Source organism: Aurantiacibacter flavus, from assembly GCF_039710615.1.
Lineage (GTDB): Bacteria > Pseudomonadota > Alphaproteobacteria > Sphingomonadales > Sphingomonadaceae > Alteraurantiacibacter > Alteraurantiacibacter flavus.
Map to the genome: position 1 here is coordinate 649086 of NZ_JBDLBR010000002.1, position 21003 is coordinate 670088.

Here is a 21003-nt window from a genome sequence, read left to right on the forward strand (position 1 = left end):
GATGGCCGCTGTCCTTCACTCCGCCCCCCGCATCGCCTCCAACGAGGGTGTGCTCGACACGCTGACCGCCGCGCTTGGTGACAAGGTGGTGGCCAGCAAGGAAGAGCATGGCGAAGTCGTCCTCACCGTCGCGCGCGGCGAGATCGAGAACGCGCTGCGCGCCTTGCGCGACGAGCACGCATACCAGCAGCTGATGGAAATCGCCGGAGCGGACTATCCGGGGCGCGCCGAGCGGTTCGAAGTTGTCTATATGCTGCTGAGCCTGACCAAGAACCACCGCATCATGGTGAAGGTTCAGGCCGCCGAGGATACTCCGGTGCCGACCGTCACCACGCTGTGGCCGGTTGCCGGATGGCTCGAACGCGAGGTGTTCGACATGTACGGCGTGCTGTTCGAGGGCAACACCGACCTGCGCCGTATCCTCACCGACTATGGCTTCGAGGGACATCCCTTCCGCAAGGACTTCCCGCTCACCGGCTATCAGGAGCTGCGCTATTCCGAAGAGGAAGGGCGTGTGGTCTACGAGCCGGTCGAACTGGCGCAGGACTTCCGCAGCTTCGACTTCATGAGCCCGTGGGAAGGGGCGGAATATATCCTTCCCGGCGACGAGAAGGCGAGCGAAACCCCCGCGCCGCCGCCGGTCGACAAGCCCAAGACGACCGAAAACGCCAAGGATACCGGCGCCGGTGCCAAGGCCGAAGAGAAGGCCGCGAAGGACACCGAAGCCGATCCTCCGGCCATGAAAGACAAGAAGGAGGAGGGCAAATGAGCGGCCTCGTCCAGGAAACCTCGCCCACCACCGGCGACGAGGAAATCACCAACTACACGATCAACTTCGGCCCGCAGCACCCTGCCGCACACGGCGTGCTGCGCATGGTGATGGAGCTTGACGGCGAAATTATCGAGCGGATCGATCCGCATGTCGGCCTGCTGCATCGCGGCACCGAAAAGCTGATCGAGTACAAGACCTACCTCCAGGCGCTGCCCTATTTCGACCGGCTCGACTATTGCTCGCCGCTCGGGATGGAGCACTCCTATGTGCTCGCGATCGAGAAGCTGCTCAATCTCGAAGTGCCTCTGCGCGGTCAGTATCTGCGCGTGATGTTCGCCGAGTTGACGCGCATCTGCAACCACATGCTCAACATGGGCAGCCACGTGATGGACGTCGGTGCGATGACGCCGAACCTGTGGATGTTCGAGCTGCGCGAAGACTGCCTCAACTTCTTCGAGCGGGCTTCGGGCGCGCGCATGCATTCGGCCTGGTTCCGCCCCGGCGGCGTGCATCAGGACGTGCCGCTAAAGCTGCTGACCGACATTGCCGACTGGTGCGACAACCGTCTGCCCGAGCTGTTCGGCGATGCGATGAGCCTCGTTATCGACAACCGCATCTTCAAGCAGCGCAACGTCGATATCGCCGTGGTGAGCCAGGAAGACGCGATCGCATGGGGCTTTTCCGGCCCGATGATCCGCGCCGCCGGCATTCCGTGGGATCTGCGCAAGAGCCAGCCCTACGACGTCTATGACCGGATGGAGTTCGACATTCCCGTCGGCACCAATTCGGACTGCTATGACCGCTTCATGGTCCGCATGCAGGAAGTCTATCAGTCGGCGCGCATTATCAAGCAGTGCGTGGCCGAAATGCCCGATGGCCCGGTTGCCAGCACCGACCGCAAGATCGTTCCGCCGAAGCGCGGCGAGATGAAGCAGTCGATGGAAGCGCTGATCCACCACTTCAAGCTCTATACCGAAGGCTTCCACGTGCCCGCCGGTGAAGTTTACGTGGCGACCGAAAGCCCGAAGGGTGAGTTCGGCGTCTATCTGGTGAGCGATGGCTCGAACAAGCCCTATCGCTGCAAGATCCGCCCGACCGCGTTCAGCCACCTTCAGGCGATGGACTTCATGTGCAAGGGCCACATGCTGCCTGACGCAACCGCCATCCTCGGCGCAATCGACGTGGTGTTCGGGGAGTGTGATCGGTGAGTCGGGAATTCAATCCTTACGACGTGCTGATTGGTTTTGGCTTTGGTATCGCGATCTGCATGCTGGTCTTGCGCCTGTCTGGGGTCATTGACAGCGAAGTGAGCGTTTGGGGACAGGTCATCCTGGTTCCGACTGTGGGGTTGGCTATTGCGCGTCAGGTCCGGCAGGCGGCGCTCGCCAAGGCTGGTGAAAAAGTGGCGCAAGGAGAAGTGCGATGAGCGCCAACCTCGTAACCGCCGAAAAGATGATCGCAGCCTACAACGCGCAGGACGTGGACACCTACGTCTCGTACATGACCGACGACGCCTGCGAAGCGAACTATCGCGGCGCGGTTGTGCGCGAAGGCAAGGAGGGCACCCGCTCGGGGCTCGCCGCCGCTTTTGCCAAGTGGCCGCAGAACCATGCCGAGATCGTCGAGAAGCAGGCCATCGGCGACTTCGTGATCTTCCGCGAGCACGTCACGCGCGGCCCAGCTTCCGATGGCTCGGAGCTGGTCGAGCCGTTCGATGTGGTCGCGGTGTACAGCTTCGCGGGCGACAAGTGCAGCCGCGTGGAGTTCATCCGCTGATGCTGCGCGAGATCATCATCCTCATCGCCGCGCTGGCTGGTTTTGCCGCTGCGGTTGCGGGCTATCTCGCCGTGTTCCATGGCGAGGCGCCGCTCAAGGAAACCCTGTCCACCGCTTTTGCGGCGGTGATCGGCCTCTATGCGGGCCGCTATCTGGAACGGAGGCTGGCCGATGGCCGCGCGTAAGATCGCCCCTGATACGCCCGAACTGCGCGAGCGGTGGGGCAGCTGGACCTTCAACGAAGAGACGAAGGACAAGGCCGACAAGGCTATCGCCCGTTACCCTGAGGGTCGCCAGCGCTCGGCCACGATGCCGCTGCTCGATCTCGCCCAGCGTCAGGTCGGTGTCGAGACGAACACCCAAGGCTGGCTGCCGCTGCCGGTGATCGAATATGTCGCCGCCTATCTCGATCAGCCGGTGATCCGCGTGCTCGAAGTGGCGACGTTCTACACGATGTATAACCTCGAGCCGGTGGGCAAATACCACGTGCAGGTCTGCGGCACGACGCCGTGTATGCTGCGCGGCTCGGACGAGATCATCGCCACCTGCAAGAAGCGCGGGATGACAGCGGGGCACGTCTCGGACGATGGCCTCTGGTCGTTCACCGAGGTCGAGTGCATGGGCAACTGCGCCACCGCGCCAATGGTCCAAATCAACGACGACAACTACGAAGACCTGACCGCAGAGCGGATGGACGCCGTGCTTGATGCTCTGGCCAAGGGCGAGCAGCCCAAGACCGGCACGCAGGAGCCGGGTCGCCACACCAGCGAGCCCGCCGGCGCGCTGTCGAGCCTCAAGCAGATGGTCGAGGAAAACCACGACTATCGGGGTGAGTGGTGATGTCTGTGTTGTCGCGTGTCGGACCGTTTCTTCCGTTCCTGGCAGGAATTCTTGCAGCGATTATCATGCAAGAATTTGAAACTCCGTTTCCCGTGCGCCTGCTTGTCTATGCAGGTGTTGGTCTGACATTATTCGCTGCCTATCGCTGGACCAAAGCAAGGGCGAATGGTGAAGCCTCGTCGTCAAAGCTAAGCTGATGGATCAGGTAATTCCCATCTTGATCGCGCTCCTGCTGGTGGTGATCGCGTGGAAGGTGCTCACGGGCATCGTCAAGACGGTGGCGCTGGTGGTCATTCTGGCACTAGCCGCAGCATTTGTATTCGGAGGACTGGGCGCATGAGCCTGGCTGACAAAGATCGTATCTTCACCAATGTGTACGGGTTCCAGGACTGGGGCCTGAAAGCGGCGCAGGCGCGCGGTGACTGGGACGATACGAAGAAGCTGATGGAAGTCGGGCAAGACGCCATCATCGACGAGATCAAGGCCTCGGGCCTCCGCGGCCGGGGCGGGGCGGGCTTTCCCACCGGTATGAAGTGGAGCTTCATGCCCAAGGAAAGCAAGGACGGTCGTCCCAGCTTCCTCGTCATCAACGCCGACGAATCCGAACCCGGCTCGTGCAAGGACCGCGAGATCATCCGCCACGATCCGCACAAGCTGATCGAAGGCGCGCTGATCGCCGGTTTCGCCATGCGCGCGCGGGCTGCTTATATCTACATTCGCGGCGAATATATCCGCGAGGCCGAGACGCTGTTTGCCGCCGTTGAGCAGGCCTATGACGCGGGCCTGCTGGGCAAGAGCGCTGCTGGGTCTGGCTACGACTTCGACATCTACGTCCATCGCGGCGCGGGGGCCTACATCTGCGGCGAAGAGACCGCGATGATCGAGAGCCTCGAAGGCAAGAAGGGCCAGCCGCGTCTCAAGCCGCCGTTCCCGGCGGGTGCGGGTCTCTATGGCTGCCCGACCACGGTCAACAACGTGGAATCGATCGCGGTGGTGCCCACAATCCTGCGCCGCGGTGCCTCGTGGTTCGCGTCCTTCGGGCGCGAGAACAACAAGGGCACCAAGCTGTTCCAGATCTCGGGGCATGTGAACAAGCCCTGCGTCGTCGAAGAGGCGATGAGCATCTCGTTCGAGGAGCTGATCGAGAAGCACTGCGGCGGCATTCGCGGCGGGTGGGACAACCTGCTGGCCGTGATCCCCGGCGGCTCGTCGGTGCCGCTGGTGCCGGGCGAACAAATCCGCAATGCCTTCATGGACTTCGACGGGCTGAAAGAGCTTGGCTCGGGCCTGGGCACGGCGGGCGTGATCGTGATGGACAAGAGCACCGACGTGGTGCGCGCGATCAGTCGCCTGAGCTATTTCTACAAGCACGAGAGTTGCGGCCAGTGCACCCCCTGCCGCGAGGGCACGGGCTGGATGTGGCGCGTGATGAAGCGGCTTGAGACCGGCGATGCCGCAATCGAAGAGATCGACATGCTGCAACAGGTCACCAAGCAGGTAGAAGGCCACACGATCTGCGCGCTCGGCGATGCCGCCGCCTGGCCGATCCAGGGCCTGATCCGCCACTTCCGCCCCGAAATCGAGCGCCGCATCGTTGAGCGTGCGGGCGCTATGCAAGAGGCAGCCGAATAATGCCTAAAGTCACCGTAGACGGACAGGAAATCGAGGTTCCCGCTGGCGCCACCGTGCTCCAGGCGTGCGAGCTGGCAGGCAAGGAAATCCCGCGGTTCTGTTACCACGAACGTCTTTCCATCGCTGGCAACTGCCGCATGTGTCTCGTCGAGGTGAAGCCGGGGCCGCCCAAGCCGCAGGCGTCGTGCGCGCTGCCCGCCACCGATGGGCAGGAAATCCGCACCGATAGCGAGATGGTCAAGAAGGCGCGCGAAGGTGTGATGGAGTTTCTCCTCATCAACCACCCGCTCGACTGCCCGATCTGCGACCAAGGCGGCGAGTGCGACTTGCAGGACCAGTCGGTAGCCTATGGCCGCGGCGGTTCGCGCTATCACGAGAGCAAGCGCGCGGTGACGGCCAAGAACATGGGCCCGCTGATCAAGACGATCATGACCCGCTGCATTCACTGCACCCGCTGCGTGCGCTTCTCGGAAGAGATCGCCGGCGTGGACGAGATCGGCGCGCTCTATCGCGGCGAGGACATGCAGATCACGACCTATCTCGAACAGGCTGCCAAGCACGAGATGAGCGCCAATGTGATCGATCTGTGCCCGGTCGGTGCGCTTACCAGCAGGCCCTATGCCTACGAAGCGCGCCCGTGGGAGCTGAAGAAGACGCTCAGCATCGACGTGTCCGACGCGATCGGCGCGAACATCCGGCTCGACAGCCGTGGCCGCGAAGTGCTGCGCGCGCTGCCGCGTGTGAACGACGACGTTAACGAGGAGTGGATCAGCGACAAGGCGCGCTATCAGGTCGATGGCCTGACCCGCCGCCGCCTCGACAAGGTGTGGGTCCGCAAGGATGGCAAGCTGGCACAGGCAAGCTGGGCCGAGGCCTTCGACGCCATCGCCGCCGTTAATCCCGGTGCTTCGATTGCCGCCGTGGCTGGCGACCTGCTCGACTGCGAGACGATGTTCGCGGCCAAGGCGCTGCTGAAGGCTGCGGGTTCCTCGCTGATCGAAAGCCGTCAGACCGGCATGGACTACGATTGCGCGAACCTCGCGGCGATCAATTTCAATTCGACGCTGGCCGGGATCGAGACCGCCGACGCGGTGCTGATCATCGGTGCGAACCTGCGCTGGGAAGCGCCGCTGGTTAACGTGCGGCTGCGCAAGGCGGCCAAGCGCGGAGCCAAGGTCTTCGTGGTCGGTCCCGAGTGGGAAACGACCTATCCGGCGACCTTCCTCGGGTCCGACGCCTCGGCGCTGGGCAATCTGCCCGCCGAGCTGACCGACGCGTTCAAGGCTGCCGAGCGTCCCGCCGTGATCCTCGGCGCGGGTGGCTTTGCCGCTGGTGCCCATGCCAGGGCTTTGAGCCTCGCGCATGAGCTGGGCTGCGTGAAAGACGGCTGGAACGGCTTCAACGCGCTGCACATCGCGGCGGCGCGGATGGGCGCGGTGATGCTCGGTTTCGCGCAGAAGGGCGGCATCGCCGATCTGGTCGCGGCCAAGCCCAAGGTGCTGCTGGCGCTGGGTGCGGACGAGGTCGACTTCGCCAAGTTCGATGGCAGCCTCAAGGTCTATGTCGGCCACCATGGCGACAAGGGCGCTCATGCTGCCGACATCATCCTGCCCGCCTCGGCTTTCTCCGAGAAGGCTGGCACCTATGTGAACACCGAAGGGCGCGTGCAGATGGCCGACAAAGCCGTCTTCGCGCCGGGTGATGCGCGCGAGGACTGGACGATCCTGCGTGCTCTGGCTGACGCTTTGGGCGTTACGGTCGCTTTCGAGAACTTCGACCAGCTGCGCGCGGCAATGATCGCCGAAGTTCCGGCGCTGGGCGAGGAAGGGCTGGCCGACTATGGCGCGCTTGCCGCTTCGGTTGCTGGCGACACGTCGCCCTCGGGCGAAATCCCGAGCCCGATCAAGGATTTTTACCTCACCAACCCGATCGCCCGCGCCAGCGTGGTGATGCAGCAGTGCTCGAACGAACTGCTGGGTGACGCCCTGAAGGAGGCCGCGGAATGACGCAGTTCTTCGTCGATCTCGGCATGGACGCCGGCTGGGCGATGATCGTCTCGGCTATCATCGGCTCGCTGCTCATCGCATTGCCGCTGATGCTGGCCGTGGCCATGATCATTTATGTCGACCGCAAGGTCTGGGCTGCGATCAACTTGCGGCGCGGGCCGAACGTGGTCGGCCCCTTTGGCCTGCTGCAGAGCTTCGCCGACGGCCTCAAGGTTATGCTGCAGGAAACCATCATTCCTTCGGCAGCGAATAAGGGCATCTTCCTGATCGCTCCTATCGTCACCTTCACCGTGGCGCTGGCGGCATGGGCAGTGATCCCGTTCGACGCCGGCGTGGTGCTGGCCGATATCAACGTCGGCCTGCTCTACATCCTCGCGATCAGCTCGCTGTCGGTTTATGGCGTGGTGATGAGCGGCTGGGCGTCGAACTCGAAGTATCCGTTCTTCTCCGCCATGCGCGCCTCGGCGCAGATGATTTCCTATGAAGTTTCGATCGGCTTCATCCTCGTCTGCGTGGTGCTCTATGCTGGTTCCTTCAACCTCTCGGCCATCGTCGAGGCGCAGAAGGGCCACGGGCTTGGGATCATCAACGGCTACTGGTTCAACCTGCTGCTGTTCCCGATCTGGGTGATGTTCTTCATCTCGGCGCTGGCGGAAACGCAGCGCGTGCCGTTCGACCTCACCGAGGCCGAAAGCGAGCTGGTCGCTGGTTACCAGACCGAGTATTCGTCGATGAGCTTCGCGCTGTTCTGGCTTGGCGAATATGCGAACATCCTGCTGATGTGCTCGCTGAACACGCTGCTGTTCTGGGGTGGCTGGCTGCCGCCGCTGGATATCCCGGTGCTGTATTATGTGCCCGGCATCATCTGGTTCCTGCTGAAGACGTTCTTCTTCTTCTTCATGTTCAGCTGGGTGATGGCGACGGTTCCGCGCTACCGGTATGACCAGCTGATGCGGCTGGGCTGGAAGGTGTTCCTACCGCTGAGCCTGTTCTTCGTGGTCGCCATCTCGGGCTGGCTGATGTTTACGAGGTACGGGTGATGTTGGCTTTTGTCGCGGCAATCCTGAGCTGTCATCTTTCGCAAGGAGCGCTCGCTGCACCTGACGATCGCTTATACGCAGCGCCAAAGATACCTCTAACCGATGAACAGTTCGCAGATTTGCAACAACCTGCTCCAGCGCCTGCACCGATCTCGTTTTCTGGAGAGGAGCCGAACCAACTAGAATGGGTGGTTGGCATTCGGGACACACAGGCTGGGAAGCTGCGGGTCGTGCGACTTGTTCGTAGCGATCAGATTGTATGGGACTTTGACGCTCGGCTAGGCGATGTCGCTGTGATTAGTGATGGCGTTGTCGACTATTCTGAAATCATGACTGGTGCTTGCAGATTGGAGCACGACGGCAGGAACGAAACACAATGACCGCCGCACAACTCATCAAGAGCTTCACCCTGTGGGAATTCGTGAAGGCCCACATGCTGACGCTGAAGTATTTCTTCAAACCGAAGGTGACGATCAACTATCCCTTCGAGAAGAATCCGCTTTCCCCGCGTTTTCGGGGCGAGCACGCGCTGCGGCGTTATCCGAACGGCGAGGAGCGCTGCATCGCCTGCAAGCTGTGCGAGGCGGTCTGCCCGGCGCAGGCCATTACCATCGAGGCCGAACCGCGTGACGATGGCAGCCGCCGCACCACGCGCTACGACATCGATATGACCAAGTGCATCTACTGCGGCTTCTGTCAGGAAGCCTGCCCAGTGGACGCCATCGTCGAGGGGCCGAACTTCGAATACGCGACCGAAACGCGCGAAGAACTGCTTTACGACAAGGCAAAATTGCTGGCGAACGGGGACAAGTGGGAGCGGGCCATCGCCGCGAACCTTGAAGCCGACGCGCCCTACCGCTAACCGCGCGACCAGACTGACGGGGCACCATGCTACAGATCATCGCCTTTTACCTGTTCGCCGCGCTGGTGATCGCCAGCGGAGCGATGACCATAATGTCGCGCAACCCGGTTCATTCGGTGTTGTGGCTGATTCTCGCCTTCTTCAACGCAGCGGGCCTGATGGTGCTCGTGGGTGCCGAATTCATCGCCATGCTGCTGGTGATCGTTTATGTCGGCGCGGTCGCGGTGCTGTTTCTGTTCGTCGTGATGATGCTCAACATCGACTTTGCCGAACTGCGCGCCGGGTTCGTGAAGAATGCGCCGCTGGGCCTGGTCATCGCGCTGGTGCTTGTGTGCGAACTGGTGCTCGGCCTCGGCGCCTACCGCGCCGGCATCATTGAATTGGGTACACCTTCGGGCGAGGTTCTGCTGGGTGAGACCAACATTGCCCAGATCGGCGAGCTTCTCTATGGCCGCTACCTGTTCCTGTTCGAGAGCGCTGGCATCATCCTGCTCGTGGCGATGATCGGCGCGATCGTGTTGACACACCGCGAACAGCGCAGCCCGCGTGGCCACCAGAACATTGCCAAGCAGAACGCGCGCCGTCCTGAAGAGGCGACCGAACTCAAGCAGCCCGTCAGCGGGCAGGGGGTCGAGCTGTGATTGGAATCGAACACTATATCGTCGTCAGCTCGATCCTGTTCGTGCTGGGCGTTCTGGGGATTTTCCTCAACCGCAAGAACATCATCGTGATCCTGATGGCGATCGAGCTCATCTTGCTCAGCGTAAACATCAACCTGGTGGCCTTCAGCGCCTTCCTGGGCGACCTCACCGGGCAGATCTTCGCCATGTTTGTGCTCACCGTTGCGGCGGGCGAGGCGGCCATCGGGCTTGCCATTCTCGTTACTTACTTCCGTTCGCGCGGCACGATCGCGGTGGACGATGTCAACCGGATGAAGGGATAGACCTTTGCAGACCTCCATCCTGATAATTGTGTTTGCGCCCTTGCTGGCGGCGATCATCGCCGGGCTGGGCAACCGCAAGCTCGGCAACATGCCCGCCAAGGTGATTACCACCGGCGGCCTGTTCCTGTCGTGCGCGCTGAGCTGGCCGATTTTCCTCCAGTTCCTCGGCGGCGATGTTGCGGCGACCGTCGTGCCGGTGCTCAAGTGGGTACAGTCGGGCACGATGAGCTTCGACTGGGTGCTGCGGGTTGATACGCTGACCGCGATTATGCTGGTCGTGATCACCAGCGTTTCGGCGCTCGTCCACCTCTACAGCTGGGGCTACATGTCCGACGACCCGGACCAGCCGCGTTTCTTCGCCTACTTGTCGCTGTTCACCTTCGCGATGCTGATGCTGGTGACCGCGAACAACCTCGTGCAGATGTTCTTCGGTTGGGAGGGCGTGGGCCTCGCCTCGTATCTGCTGATCGGTTTCTGGTTCCAGAGGCCCTCGGCCGGTGCCGCCGCGATCAAGGCCTTCGTGGTCAACCGCGTGGGCGACCTTGGCTTCATGCTGGGCATCTTCGGCACGTTTCTGGTGTTCCAGACCACCTCAATCCCCGAGATCCTCGAAGCCGCGCCTGCAATGGCTGGCAGCACGATCACCTTCATGGGCGCGCGCTGGGATACGATGACGATCCTTTGCCTGCTGCTGTTCATCGGTGCGATGGGCAAGTCGGCGCAGCTCGGCCTGCACACCTGGCTGCCCGACGCCATGGAAGGCCCGACCCCTGTCTCGGCCCTGATCCACGCCGCCACCATGGTGACGGCGGGCGTGTTCATGGTCTGCCGCCTGTCGCCGATGTTCGAGGCTGCGCCTGCCGCGCTCACGGTCGTGACCGTTGTCGGCGCTGCCACCTGCTTCTTCGCCGCCACTATCGGCACCACGCAGTGGGACATCAAGCGCGTGATCGCCTATTCGACCTGCTCGCAGCTCGGCTATATGTTCTTTGCCGCCGGTGTCGGCGCCTATGGCGCGGCGATGTTCCACCTGTTCACGCACGCCTTCTTCAAGGCGCTGCTGTTCCTTGGTGCAGGCTCGGTGATCCACGCGATGCACCACGAGCAGGACATGCGCTATTATGGCGGCCTGCGTAAGCACATCCCGATCACCTTTTGGGCGATGATGGCGGGCACGCTCGCGATCACGGGGCTTGGTGTCTATCACCTCGGTGCTGGGTTTGCGGGCTTCTGGTCGAAGGACGCGATTCTCGAGGCGGCCTATGCTTCGGGCACTTCGGCGGGCAATGCCGCCTTCTGGCTCGGCACCACTGCCGCGCTGCTCACCAGCTTCTATTCGTGGCGCCTGATGTTTCTCACCTTCTGGGGCAGGCCGCGCTGGATCGAGAGTGAGCACATCCAGCACACGGTCCACAAGACGCCGGAACAGGCTGGGGCGGACACCACCGGCGGCTATCACCCGCATGAGAGCCCGTGGGTCATGCTGACCCCGTTGGTCGTGCTCAGCGTGGGTGCGGTGCTGGCCGGGCAGATGTTCCACACCCAGTTCATCGATACCGAAGCGTTCTGGAACGGTGCCATCGCCTATAACGAGCATCTGATCCACGCGATGCATGAGGTGCCGACGCTGGTGAAATATGCCGCCTTTATCGTGATGGTGCTCGGCTTCATCGGCGCCTGGTATGCCTATATCCGCAAGCCTTCGGTGCCTGCGGCGGTGGCCCAGCAGCTCGGCCCGATTTACCGCTTCGTCTACCGCAAGTGGATGTTCGACGAGCTTTACAACTACGTGTTCGTGAAGCCTGCCTTCTGGCTCGGGCGCCTGTTCTGGAAGGCCGGTGACGAGGGTACGATCAACCGCTTCGGCCCGGATGGCGCGGCATGGCTTGTCATGCGCGGCTCGGGCCTCGCCGCCCGCGTGCAATCGGGCTATCTCACCAGCTATGCGCTGATCATGCTGCTCGGCCTTGTTGCCGCCATCACCTGGGTGTTGTTCTGATGGGGGGCTTTCCGATCCTTTCCGCCATGTTGCTGGTACCGCTCGCCGGTGCCATCGCCTGCCTGTTTTCCGAGGCCAAGACGGCGCGCGTGATCGCGCTTGTCGCCACGCTGATCGACCTTGCCCTCGGCATCGTGCTGTGGATGAATTTCGACGTGGGCGGTGCCCAGTGGCAGTTCACCGAACGCGCCGCGCTGTTTGCGGGCTTCGACTATGCGCTCGGCATCGACGGCATAGCCCTGATGCTGATCATGCTCAGCGTGTTCCTGATGCCCGTCTGCATCGGGGCCAGCTGGTCTTCGATCACCAAGCGCGTGGGCGAATACATGGCCGCCTTCCTGCTGATGGAAGTGCTGATGATCGGCGTCTTTGCGGCGCAGGACATCCTGCTGTTCTACATCTTCTTCGAAGCTGGCCTCATCCCGATGTATCTGATCATCGGCATCTGGGGCGGCGACAACCGCATCTACGCTTCGTACAAGTTCTTCCTCTATACGCTGCTCGGCTCGGTGGTGATGCTGATCGCCATGCTGTGGATGGTGATCGAGGCCGGTACCACCAGCGTTCCCGCGTTGATGGTCTATGACTTCCCGCCCGCAGCGCAGACCTGGCTGTGGCTTGCCTTCTTTGCCAGTTTCGCGGTGAAGATGCCGATGTGGCCGGTCCACACCTGGCTGCCCGACGCGCACGTTCAGGCGCCCACCGCCGGCTCGGTGATCCTGGCGGGCGTGCTGCTCAAGCTTGGCGGCTACGGCATGATCCGCTTCAGCCTGCCGATGTTCCCTGAAGCGAGCGCGCAGTTCATGTGGCTGGTGCTCGGCCTTTCGATGGTGGCCGTGGTGGTCACCAGCCTCATCGCGCTCGTTCAGCACGACATGAAGAAGCTGATCGCCTATTCGTCGGTCGCGCATATGGGCATCGTGACGGCGGGCCTGTTCGCGTTCAACACCCAGGGGCTTGAAGGCGCCATGGTGATGATGCTGAGCCACGGCCTCGTCTCGGGCGCGCTGTTCCTGTGCGTGGGCGTGATCTACGACCGCCTGCACACCCGCGAGATTTCGCGCTACGGCGGCATCGCGATCAACATGCCGGCCTATGCCACCGTGTTCCTGTTCTTCACCATGGCCTCGATCGGCCTGCCGGGCACCAGCGGCTTCGTCGCCGAGTTCCTGAGCCTCGCGGGGGTTTACCAGATTTCGAGCTGGGCCGCCTTCGTGTGCACCACCGGCATCATTCTGGGCGCTGCCTACATGCTTTACCTCTATCGCCGCGTCGCCTTTGGCCCGCAGGTCAACGAAGACGCCGCAGCCATGCCCGACCTTTCGATGCGCGAATATCTCCTGCTGGTTCCGATCGCGCTCGCCGCCTTGTGGATGGGTGTTTACCCCGAGAGCTTCCTCGCCCCGATGCGGCAGGACATCGCCGTGCTCGACGCGCGCCTGTCGCGCGCCGCGCCCGAGGGTGACGCCGACTTCGCCAAGGGAGAGGGCATGCCTGCCGCCGAAGCCCATGCTGAAGGGGAGGCCCACTGATGGAACTCTCGAACTCGCTCGGCCTCGTCCTGCCCGAACTGATCCTGTCGCTGTCGGGCCTGGTCATGCTGCTGTTCGCCGCCTGGGGCGGTGATCGGCTCTCCAGTGCCATTTCGATTGCCTGCTGCGTGGCGCTTGGCGCTGCCTTTGCGCTGGTCGCGCCCTCGGTCTGTGCCGGGGCTTCGGGGCCGGATACCATTGCTTTCTTCGGCCAGTTCCGTGCCGATGCCTATGCCGGCATGGCCAAGCTGATGATCTATGCCGCGAGCGGCGCGGCCTTGATCGTCGCCCCGCGCTATTTCGACCGGCTTGGCGAGATGCGCGCCGAATATCCGGTGCTGGTGCTGTTCGCCGCGCTTGGCATGAGCATCATGGTTTCGGCCAGCGATCTGCTCACGCTGTATATCGGGCTCGAACTGAACTCGCTGTCGGCCTACGTGCTGGCGAGCTTCCTGCGCACCAACGAGAAGTCGGCCGAAGCGGGCCTCAAGTACTTCGTGCTGGGCGCGCTGGCCTCGGGCATTCTGCTGTTCGGTATGAGCCTGACCTACGGCTTCACCGGTGGCACCAGCTTCGCTGCGATCCAGGCTGCGGCTGCTGCGGGCGAGTTGAGCACGGGTATGCTGTTCGGCCTGATCTTCGTTCTGGCGGGCCTCGCCTTCAAGATCAGCGCTGTGCCGTTCCACATGTGGACGCCCGACGTCTATGAAGGCGCGCCGACGCCGGTGACGGCGTTCTTCGCCAGTGCGCCCAAGGTGGCGGCGGTGGCACTGCTCGGCCGGGTCGCGGTCGAGGCCTTTGGTTCGCAAGCCGATGCTTGGCGGCAGGTTGTGATCTTCGCTGCGCTCGCTTCGATCGTGGTCGGTGCGCTGGGCGCGATCGGACAGCAGAACCTCAAGCGCCTGCTTGCCTATTCGTCGATCAACAACGTCGGCTTCCTGCTGATCGGCCTTGCCGCCGCGACGCAAGCGGGGCTTGCTGCTATGCTCGTCTACCTTGCGATCTACGTGGTGATGACCATTGGCAGCTTTGCCGCGCTGCTGCTGCTGCGCGACGCCGAGGGCAACCAGTTGGAGACCTTCGCCGATATTGCCGGTCTTTCCACGACCCGTCCGGCGCTGGCCTGGTGCTTGCTGCTGATCATGTTCTCGCTTGCCGGTATCCCGCCGCTGATGGGCTTCTGGGGCAAGCTGGTGGTGTTCTGGGCTGCGGTCGAGGCTGACCTGCTCGCGCTTGCCGTGCTCGGCATGGCGGCCTCCGTGATTGGCGCATTCTACTACCTCAAGTTCGTGAAGGTGATGTTCTTCGACGAGCCGGCCGACCGGGTGAAGGGCGAAGCCGACACCGCGCACTGGGTGCTGCTGGCGATCTGTGCGGTGCTCATCTCGCCGATCGGCTATCTGCTCACGGGCTGGCTTGTCTCGATTGCCAACAAGGCCGCAGGATCGCTGCCGCTGGCGGGATAGGGCGCTGGTGCAAATCGACACCATCGGCGAAACCGGCAGCACCAACGCCGATCTCGCCGCGCGCCTCGCCAGCGGGGACGTGCTGGCCGAGGGCTACTGGCTGGTCGCCGACCGCCAGACCGCCGGACGCGGTCGGCAAGGGCGCCAGTGGTTCGATACGCCGGGCAATTTCATGGGCTCGACCGTGGTTGAGCTGCGCGTCAGCGATCCTCCAGCGATGCTGCTCAGCATGGTCGCCGCCTTGGCGCTGCTCGAAACGGTGTTGCAACGCTTGCCCGATCCTTTGCGGGTGCGGCTCAAGTGGCCGAACGACGTTCTGCTCGATGGTGCCAAGTTCTGCGGCATTTTGCTTGAACGAGTGAAGGGCCATGCGGTTATCGGCATGGGGGTGAACCTCGTATCCGCACCATCCATCGATGGGCGCGATACGCGGTCGCTCTCGGCGCTTGGTCCGGCTCCGCAGCGCGATGCCTTCGCGTGCGAACTGGCCGCCGCCTTTGCCAAGGAAGTTGCGCGCTGGCGCTCGCACGGCGGCGGCGATTTGCGCACCCGTTGGCAAGCTGCCGCGCACCCGCTCGGCACGGTGCTTTCCGTTCATGACGAGCACGGCGCCGTGGTTTCGGGCCAGTTCGCAGGCCTTGCCGAAGACGGCGCGCTGATCCTTCGCTTGGACGATGGCAGCCAACGTGTCATTCACGCAGGCGACGTGACCGAGGAGAAAGCCTGATGCTGCTCGCGATTGATGTGGGCAATACCAATGTCGTGTTCGCGCTGGTCGAATACGGGGAGGGCGGACACACGATCCGCACCCGCTGGCGTATCGCCACCGACGCGCGCCGCACGGCCGACGAATATGCCGTGTGGCTGGTGCAGCTGATGGCAATCGAGGGGATCGACCGTTCGCAGGTGAACGATGTGATGATCGGCTCGGTCGTGCCGCGCGCGGACCATAACCTCACCGTGCTGGCGCAGAAGTACTTTGGCGTTGAGCCGCTGTTCGCCGGGCAGGGAAAGGCCGCCTGGCAGTTCGAAATCGACGTCGAACAGCCCAGCTCGCTAGGCGCTGACCGGGCGCTCAACTGCATCGCGGCACACGCGCTGATCGGCGGTGACCTGATTGTGGTCGACTTCGGCACCGCCACCAAGTTTGAGGCGGTCGATTTCAACGGTGCCTACAAGGGCGGCATCATCGCGCCGGGCATCAACCTCTCGCTCGACGCGCTGGTTGGCAAGACCGCCAAGCTACCGCGTATTGCTATCACCGCGCCGCCAACTGACGGCGTGATCGGCCGCAACACCGAGAGCCAGATGCAGATCGGCGTCTATTGGGGCTATGTCGCGATGATGGAGGGACTGATCGGGCGTATGAAGGAAGAGATCGGGCGGCCGGTAAAGGTACTGGCCACCGGGGGGCTCGCCGTTCTGTTCGACGAACACACCCAGGTATTTGACATGATCGAGCCCGAGCTGACTCTCCACGGGCTTGCCATTCTCGCAAAGCAGGCAAAAGCCACATGAAAAAAGACTTCACCCCCGAAGACGAATTGCTGTTCCTCGCGCTCGGCGGATCGGGCGAGATCGGGATGAACCTCAACCTTTATGGGTGCCGCGGCAAGTGGCTGATGGTCGATCTCGGCATGAGTTTTGGCGCGGCGGAATATCCGGGCACCGAGCTGATGTTCCCCGATCCGGACTTCATCGAGGACCGGCTCGACGACCTTATCGGCATCGTCCTCACCCATGCGCACGAGGACCATATCGGCGCGATTCCCTATTTCGCCGCCGATTTCGGCGTGCCGCTTTATGCCACCCCGTTCACCGCCGACCTGATCCTGCGCAAGCTGGAAGAGGCGGGGCTGGTCGATGCGGTCGAGCTGAACGTGATCCCCGACGATCATGGCTCGATCACGCTCGATCCCTTCACGATCACCTATATCCCGCTCGCGCACTCGATCGCCGAGGGCAACGCGCTGCTGATCGAGACGCCTTTCGGCCACGTGTTCCACACCGGCGACTGGAAGCTAGACGACGAACCGCAGATCGGCACCCCCGCCACCGAGGACGAGCTGACCGAGATCGGTAACGAGGGTGTGTTGGCGCTCGTTTGCGATTCGACCAACGTGTTCAACGAGGCCACGTCGGGCTCGGAAGGCGAGGTCTATCGCGGGCTGCTGGAAGAGGTTTCGCTTCACCGGGGCAAGCGGGTGCTGGTCACCACCTTCGCCTCCAACGTGGCGCGGTTGCAGACGCTCGGTGCAATTGCCGAACAGACCGGGCGGCGGCTCTGCGTGGCAGGACGCTCGCTTGATCGGATCATCGAGGTCGCGCAAGACAATGGCTATCTCGAAGACCTGCCCGAACTGGTCGATTTCGACACGGCGATGGGCCTGCCGCGCGGCGAAGTGCTGATCCTTGCCACCGGCGGGCAGGGTGAACCGCGCGCAGCCCTTGCGCGGATTGCGGAGGACAACCACCCGCTGCAACTGGTGTCGGGCGACGTGGTGTTGTTCTCCAGCCGCCAGATCCCCGGGAATGAGCTGGCGATTGGGCGCGTGCAGAACATGTTGGCCGAACGCGGGATCAAGATGGTGACCGACCGCCAGAGCGAGATCCACGTTTCGGGCCATCCCGGACGGCCCGACCTGAAGGCGCTCTATGGCTGGCTGCGTCCGGAAATTCTCGTGCCCGTGCACGGAGAAATACGGCACATGCAGGAGCAGGCCCGGTTCGGCGAGCGCTGCGGCATCGAGCACAATGTGTTCCAGAAGAACGGCGATATCGTCCGCCTTGCCCCTGGTGCGCCGGGCAAGGTCGGCGAGATCCACACCGGGCGTCTCGTCCTCGATGGCGACATCCTCGTGCCCGCAGACGGCGACGCGGTCACCATGCGCCGCCGCCTTGCGCGCGACGGTATCCTGATCGTGGTGCTCGGCGATGGTGACGGAGTCCGTGTAGAGGGAATCGGCTTGCCGCTGGATGAGGACTATCCTGCCTTCGTCACCGAAGCGCGGACCGATGTGCTGGCCGCCATCGGCAAGCTGCGCGGTTCCGAGCGCAAGAGCGAGGAGGCCATTTCCGAGGCCGCGCGCCTTGCCGCGCGCCGTTGTGCACAGCGCTGGTCTGGCAAGAAGCCGCAGACGCGGGTGATCCTCGCGAAATCAGCGGAAGCATGACATGCAACTGACCTCGATAATCGCGATCTATGGCCTGTTCTGGGTACTGAGCGCCTTCCTGATGCTGCCGCTCGGCGTGAAGACTGCCGACGAGGTAGGCGCCGAGAAAGTCCCCGGTCAGGCCGACAGCGCGCCTGCGAACTTCAACGGGCGAAAAGTGGTCTGGCGCGCGACACTTCTCGCCGCCGTGCTGTGCGGGCTGTTCGTGGCCAACTACGTCGAGGAATGGATCGTCATGGACGACATCAACCTGTTTGGCCAACCGCCCGAATAGGGTGATGTCGTCCGCGCCAGATCTGGCCAGCTAGTCCCGCAGACGGTCGATTGCCTGCGCGAGCATCACGTAGAGCTTGCCGACGTCCGAAGACAGCAGCGTCACAGCCACGGCATTGCCATCGCGGGTGGACAGCACGTTGCGCAGCATCGCCTCGAAGTCGTGGATGTAGCGGTTGACCGTTTCGCGGAATTCGCTGTCGTCAGAATAAATGTCGTGGACCGAGCGCGCCTCCTGCTTGTCGAGCAGCCGCACCGCGCGCCGGGTGAAGATGCCGCGATCGCCACGCAGATATTGTGCCCACTGCGTGTCGGCGACTTCGTCTTCGAAGGCGCGCGAGATGTCGATGGCCGACGAGTTGAGCGCCTCGGTGATCGCGGCCATGCGGCGGGTGAAGTCGTGGTCGACCTTCTCCTCCGCCTTTTCGCGCGCGGTGGCGACACGTTGTTCGAGATTGCCCGTCAGTTCGTTGACCGCAGCCAGCTGATCGCGCAGCTCGCGCGCACTTTCGCGGCTGGCGTCGCTGGCGCGCTGGGCAGCCCCCTCCAGTTCGGCAATGGTCGACTGTGCCTCCCGCCCAAGCGCTTCGGCGATGGCGGTATTGCTGTCGCGGGCGATGGTTTCAGCCACCTCGCGGACGGCTTCGCCCTGTTCGGTGCGCAGGCCTTCCACCGCCGCTTGCGCGCCTGCGGTGAGCGCAGCGATGGCCTCCTGCAGCTCGCCGCGAGTCTGTTCGGCAAGCGCCTTCGAGCGCTCCGCCACTTCGGCCAGTTGCGTTTCGAGCCGCTGCAGCAGATCGACCGCGCCGCTGCCGTCATTCCGCGCGGTTGCAATATGGCGGGCGACAACAGCGCCGCGTGCCTCGGCATCCTGTAGCAGGGTTCCCAGTTGCTCGGCGTGTTCGTGGAAACCGGTTAGCCGTTCGTGAGCCTCGGCAATGGCGCCACTCAGCTCGTTCTGGGTATGGTGCTTGCTCGATTGCAGGATCTCGAGCATCCGGACGCTTTCACCGGTTAGTTCGGCAACTGCCCGGCTATTGTCGTCGAGTGTCCGGCGGCTGCTGTGGAGGCGTCCTTCGAGCTGTTCGATCGAGCTGGCGATATCGCTATTCGTTTCGCTGAAGTGAGTGCCGAGGCTGGCAATATCGGCATCAATGGCGGCCAGCCGCTCGGCAAGGTTTTCGCCCCGCTGCGCGAGTTGCTCCACATGGGCAAGGTGGGCTTCTTCTCGTCCGCCGATCTGCTCGTCGAAACGCGCGATGCGGTGCTCAAGTGCGGCGAGCGCTTCGCGTTCACGCTGTTCGGCTTCTTCGCGTCGGCGCGCGAGGTCGGTCTCGAAACTCGCGACCCCCTGGGCAAGCGAGGCATCGAGCCGCGCTGCTTCCTCGGCCAGCGCGGAGAGGCGCGAACGGGCGTTGGTCAGTGCCGTGGTGTCTGTCTCCGCTACCCGTTCGATCGCCTCGGAAAGGCGGACTTCAAGCGCGTCGATCATGTCGGAAAGCTCGGTGCCGGCCTTTTCGCGGCTGTCATTCATGCGCAGCAGAATGTTGTCGCATTCGGATGCCAGGATGTTCACCCGCTCGCGGATCTGGGCGATGTTGCGTTCTTCGATGTCGATCAGCTTGGCGTTGCGGCTTTCGAGGAACTCGGCAAACTTGTCTGCCCGCGCTTCGGTTTCGGCGAGCACCTCCTTGTCGCGCTCGAAAATCTGGCGTTGGAAGTCCTCGCTCTGGCGGTTGATGTCGGCGAAGGTCTCCAGCGCGCCGCTACCGAGATGACCAGACCGTTCTTCAAACTCGGCGATGGTTTCGGCCAGAAGAACGCTGATTTTCTCGACATGGGCCGCGCCTGCTTCGCCGTGATCCTCGAGTTTCTGCATCGCGGTGACGAGACAATCCACCTGATGGTTGGCGACGTTGCCGACGCTGCCAATCTGGTTGGTCATGTCCCGCGCCGAATTCGCAAGGACCGGGAGCTGATCGCGCAACTGCTCCATATTCGCAACCGCCGTCTCGCTGACCTTGCCGATCCGATCAACTCGGTCGCCGTTGGTTGCGATCAGTTCTTGCAAGGTATCGGCACTGCCAGACAGTCGTTCGGCAGCGACGCGTCCAAGCGCCTCGAGGTCGCGCGACTGCGAGGCGATAAAGTCGCGCGCAAGGCTGAGTTCGCGGTTGATGACGGACAGCCGTGTTTCCAGCACCGAGCTTTCGGCGGCAAGCGTGCGCGCAGTATCGGCGAAGCGGCTCTGCTCCGCGCGCCCGGTGCGCAGCAGCGCCTGCCACAACAGCGCCAGCAGCAACACCGGCACGAGCAGCTCGAACAGGCTCGACACCCAGGCAGACGGAGCGGTCGCGGCATCGAAGCTGTCGAGTCGTGCCCAGATGAACAGCCCGGTCCACCCTGCCATCAGGAGGATGAAGAGAACTGTCAGCAACCGGTCGCGGGCAGAGGCGCTGGGCAGGTCTTCTTCCATCCAGGTTTCCTCGTCGGCGGGGTGATCGTCCTGCGCGGGCTCCTCAGCTGCGTGCTCGTCGCTGGTCGTATCTGTTGTCCCGGCGGTGTCGGCCGAACTTTCGGTCATGTCTGAATCGCCTAGTACGAGGACTCGTTTTCGGTGCGTCATCGTGTCAGGTTATCACACCGGACCTGCGGAGAAACCCCGACTTAACATCTGATCCCCATATTA

General features: G+C 63.1%; 22 protein-coding genes. 21 read left to right on the plus strand and 1 reads right to left on the minus strand.

The features are described from left to right. Window position 1: 1 nt before the first annotated feature. The 21 genes from ABDJ38_RS07800 (at window position 2) to ABDJ38_RS07900 (ending at window position 18315) form a co-directional block, all read left to right on the plus strand. Window positions 2-769: an NADH-quinone oxidoreductase subunit C gene (locus tag ABDJ38_RS07800; protein ID WP_346784523.1), complete on the plus strand. Its 768-nt coding sequence runs from the start codon at window positions 2-4 to the stop codon at window positions 767-769. Further along, a complete protein-coding gene (locus ABDJ38_RS07805) occupies window positions 766-1980 on the plus strand; it encodes an NADH-quinone oxidoreductase subunit D (protein WP_346784524.1) in 1215 nt (404 codons plus the stop codon). The genes ABDJ38_RS07800 and ABDJ38_RS07805 overlap by 4 nt, the downstream gene beginning before the upstream one ends. After that, a complete protein-coding gene (locus tag ABDJ38_RS07810; protein WP_346784525.1) occupies window positions 1977-2198 on the plus strand; it encodes a hypothetical protein in 222 nt (73 codons plus the stop codon). Before ABDJ38_RS07805 ends, ABDJ38_RS07810 begins: the two co-directional genes overlap by 4 nt. After that, the gene (locus tag ABDJ38_RS07815; RefSeq protein ID WP_346784526.1) at window positions 2195-2548 is read left to right on the plus strand and encodes a nuclear transport factor 2 family protein; all 354 of its coding nucleotides are present in this window, start codon (window positions 2195-2197) and stop codon (window positions 2546-2548) included. The genes ABDJ38_RS07810 and ABDJ38_RS07815 overlap by 4 nt, the downstream gene beginning before the upstream one ends. After that, window positions 2548-2733: a hypothetical protein gene (locus tag ABDJ38_RS07820; RefSeq protein WP_137679345.1), complete on the plus strand. Its 186-nt coding sequence runs from the start codon at window positions 2548-2550 to the stop codon at window positions 2731-2733. Before ABDJ38_RS07815 ends, ABDJ38_RS07820 begins: the two co-directional genes overlap by 1 nt. Beyond that, window positions 2720-3388 carry a complex I 24 kDa subunit family protein gene (locus ABDJ38_RS07825; protein WP_346784527.1) on the plus strand — a complete coding sequence of 223 codons (669 nt, stop codon included), beginning with the start codon at window positions 2720-2722 and terminating at the stop codon, window positions 3386-3388. Before ABDJ38_RS07820 ends, ABDJ38_RS07825 begins: the two co-directional genes overlap by 14 nt. Beyond that, a complete protein-coding gene (locus ABDJ38_RS07830; protein WP_346784528.1) occupies window positions 3388-3585 on the plus strand; it encodes a hypothetical protein in 198 nt (65 codons plus the stop codon). Before ABDJ38_RS07825 ends, ABDJ38_RS07830 begins: the two co-directional genes overlap by 1 nt. Further along, the gene (locus ABDJ38_RS07835; protein WP_346784529.1) at window positions 3585-3728 is read left to right on the plus strand and encodes a hypothetical protein; all 144 of its coding nucleotides are present in this window, start codon (window positions 3585-3587) and stop codon (window positions 3726-3728) included. The genes ABDJ38_RS07830 and ABDJ38_RS07835 overlap by 1 nt, the downstream gene beginning before the upstream one ends. Further along, window positions 3725-5020 carry an NADH-quinone oxidoreductase subunit NuoF gene (nuoF, locus tag ABDJ38_RS07840; RefSeq protein WP_346784530.1) on the plus strand — a complete coding sequence of 432 codons (1296 nt, stop codon included), beginning with the start codon at window positions 3725-3727 and terminating at the stop codon, window positions 5018-5020. Before ABDJ38_RS07835 ends, nuoF begins: the two co-directional genes overlap by 4 nt. Beyond that, the gene (nuoG, locus tag ABDJ38_RS07845) at window positions 5020-7026 is read left to right on the plus strand and encodes an NADH-quinone oxidoreductase subunit NuoG (protein WP_346784531.1); all 2007 of its coding nucleotides are present in this window, start codon (window positions 5020-5022) and stop codon (window positions 7024-7026) included. Before nuoF ends, nuoG begins: the two co-directional genes overlap by 1 nt. Beyond that, window positions 7023-8066, plus strand: a complete 1044-nt coding sequence (gene nuoH / locus ABDJ38_RS07850; RefSeq protein ID WP_346784532.1) for an NADH-quinone oxidoreductase subunit NuoH — start codon at window positions 7023-7025, stop codon at window positions 8064-8066. The genes nuoG and nuoH overlap by 4 nt, the downstream gene beginning before the upstream one ends. 376 nt (window positions 8067-8442) lie before the next feature. Then, window positions 8443-8928 carry an NADH-quinone oxidoreductase subunit NuoI gene (gene nuoI, locus ABDJ38_RS07855; protein WP_136693013.1) on the plus strand — a complete coding sequence of 162 codons (486 nt, stop codon included), beginning with the start codon at window positions 8443-8445 and terminating at the stop codon, window positions 8926-8928. Window positions 8929-8954: 26 nt separating this feature from the next. After that, window positions 8955-9569, plus strand: a complete 615-nt coding sequence (locus tag ABDJ38_RS07860; RefSeq protein ID WP_346784534.1) for an NADH-quinone oxidoreductase subunit J — start codon at window positions 8955-8957, stop codon at window positions 9567-9569. Then, complete coding sequence (nuoK, locus tag ABDJ38_RS07865; protein WP_346784535.1) at window positions 9566-9871, plus strand: NADH-quinone oxidoreductase subunit NuoK; 306 nt, start codon at window positions 9566-9568, stop codon at window positions 9869-9871. The genes ABDJ38_RS07860 and nuoK overlap by 4 nt, the downstream gene beginning before the upstream one ends. A gap of 4 nt (window positions 9872-9875) precedes the next feature. Continuing rightward, window positions 9876-11870, plus strand: a complete 1995-nt coding sequence (nuoL, locus tag ABDJ38_RS07870) for an NADH-quinone oxidoreductase subunit L (RefSeq protein ID WP_346784536.1) — start codon at window positions 9876-9878, stop codon at window positions 11868-11870. Next, window positions 11870-13402 carry an NADH-quinone oxidoreductase subunit M gene (locus ABDJ38_RS07875; protein WP_346784537.1) on the plus strand — a complete coding sequence of 511 codons (1533 nt, stop codon included), beginning with the start codon at window positions 11870-11872 and terminating at the stop codon, window positions 13400-13402. The genes nuoL and ABDJ38_RS07875 overlap by 1 nt, the downstream gene beginning before the upstream one ends. Beyond that, entirely contained in the window at window positions 13402-14868 is a 1467-nt protein-coding gene (gene nuoN, locus ABDJ38_RS07880; RefSeq protein ID WP_346784538.1) for an NADH-quinone oxidoreductase subunit NuoN, read from the plus strand. The genes ABDJ38_RS07875 and nuoN overlap by 1 nt, the downstream gene beginning before the upstream one ends. 7 nt (window positions 14869-14875) lie before the next feature. Further along, window positions 14876-15595, plus strand: a complete 720-nt coding sequence (locus ABDJ38_RS07885) for a biotin--[acetyl-CoA-carboxylase] ligase (RefSeq protein WP_346784539.1) — start codon at window positions 14876-14878, stop codon at window positions 15593-15595. Next, window positions 15595-16386, plus strand: a complete 792-nt coding sequence (locus ABDJ38_RS07890) for a type III pantothenate kinase (RefSeq protein WP_346784540.1) — start codon at window positions 15595-15597, stop codon at window positions 16384-16386. The genes ABDJ38_RS07885 and ABDJ38_RS07890 overlap by 1 nt, the downstream gene beginning before the upstream one ends. Then, window positions 16383-18041 (plus strand): ribonuclease J, encoded by a 1659-nt coding sequence (locus ABDJ38_RS07895; protein ID WP_346784541.1) that lies wholly within the window; start codon window positions 16383-16385, stop codon window positions 18039-18041. Before ABDJ38_RS07890 ends, ABDJ38_RS07895 begins: the two co-directional genes overlap by 4 nt. Before the next feature lies 1 nt (window position 18042). Further along, entirely contained in the window at window positions 18043-18315 is a 273-nt protein-coding gene (locus ABDJ38_RS07900) for a DUF1467 family protein (protein ID WP_346784542.1), read from the plus strand. 30 nt (window positions 18316-18345) lie between these two features. Here the strand turns inward: ABDJ38_RS07900 and ABDJ38_RS07905 are convergent, their stop codons facing one another. After that, window positions 18346-20898 (minus strand): coiled-coil domain-containing protein, encoded by a 2553-nt coding sequence (locus tag ABDJ38_RS07905; RefSeq protein WP_346784543.1) that lies wholly within the window; start codon window positions 20896-20898, stop codon window positions 18346-18348. Window positions 20899-21003: the final 105 nt, after the last annotated feature.

Bases quoted from the DNA above. Each gene is read 5' to 3' on its own strand.
- ABDJ38_RS07800 (WP_346784523.1), top strand. From the start codon at position 2: ATGGCCGCTGTCCTTCACTCCGCCCCCCGCATCGCCTCCAACGAGGGT.
- ABDJ38_RS07805 (WP_346784524.1), top strand. From the start codon at position 766: ATGAGCGGCCTCGTCCAGGAAACCTCGCCCACCACCGGCGACGAGGAA.
- ABDJ38_RS07815 (WP_346784526.1), top strand. From the start codon at position 2,195: ATGAGCGCCAACCTCGTAACCGCCGAAAAGATGATCGCAGCCTACAAC.
- ABDJ38_RS07820 (WP_137679345.1), top strand. From the start codon at position 2,548: ATGCTGCGCGAGATCATCATCCTCATCGCCGCGCTGGCTGGTTTTGCC.
- ABDJ38_RS07825 (WP_346784527.1), top strand. From the start codon at position 2,720: ATGGCCGCGCGTAAGATCGCCCCTGATACGCCCGAACTGCGCGAGCGG.
- ABDJ38_RS07830 (WP_346784528.1), top strand. From the start codon at position 3,388: ATGTCTGTGTTGTCGCGTGTCGGACCGTTTCTTCCGTTCCTGGCAGGA.
- ABDJ38_RS07835 (WP_346784529.1), top strand. From the start codon at position 3,585: ATGGATCAGGTAATTCCCATCTTGATCGCGCTCCTGCTGGTGGTGATC.
- nuoF (WP_346784530.1), top strand. From the start codon at position 3,725: ATGAGCCTGGCTGACAAAGATCGTATCTTCACCAATGTGTACGGGTTC.
- nuoG (WP_346784531.1), top strand. From the start codon at position 5,020: ATGCCTAAAGTCACCGTAGACGGACAGGAAATCGAGGTTCCCGCTGGC.
- nuoH (WP_346784532.1), top strand. From the start codon at position 7,023: ATGACGCAGTTCTTCGTCGATCTCGGCATGGACGCCGGCTGGGCGATG.
- nuoI (WP_136693013.1), top strand. From the start codon at position 8,443: ATGACCGCCGCACAACTCATCAAGAGCTTCACCCTGTGGGAATTCGTG.
- ABDJ38_RS07860 (WP_346784534.1), top strand. From the start codon at position 8,955: ATGCTACAGATCATCGCCTTTTACCTGTTCGCCGCGCTGGTGATCGCC.
- ABDJ38_RS07875 (WP_346784537.1), top strand. From the start codon at position 11,870: ATGGGGGGCTTTCCGATCCTTTCCGCCATGTTGCTGGTACCGCTCGCC.
- nuoN (WP_346784538.1), top strand. From the start codon at position 13,402: ATGGAACTCTCGAACTCGCTCGGCCTCGTCCTGCCCGAACTGATCCTG.
- ABDJ38_RS07890 (WP_346784540.1), top strand. From the start codon at position 15,595: ATGCTGCTCGCGATTGATGTGGGCAATACCAATGTCGTGTTCGCGCTG.
- ABDJ38_RS07895 (WP_346784541.1), top strand. From the start codon at position 16,383: ATGAAAAAAGACTTCACCCCCGAAGACGAATTGCTGTTCCTCGCGCTC.
- ABDJ38_RS07900 (WP_346784542.1), top strand. From the start codon at position 18,043: ATGCAACTGACCTCGATAATCGCGATCTATGGCCTGTTCTGGGTACTG.
- ABDJ38_RS07905 (WP_346784543.1), bottom strand. From the start codon at position 20,898: ATGACCGAAAGTTCGGCCGACACCGCCGGGACAACAGATACGACCAGC.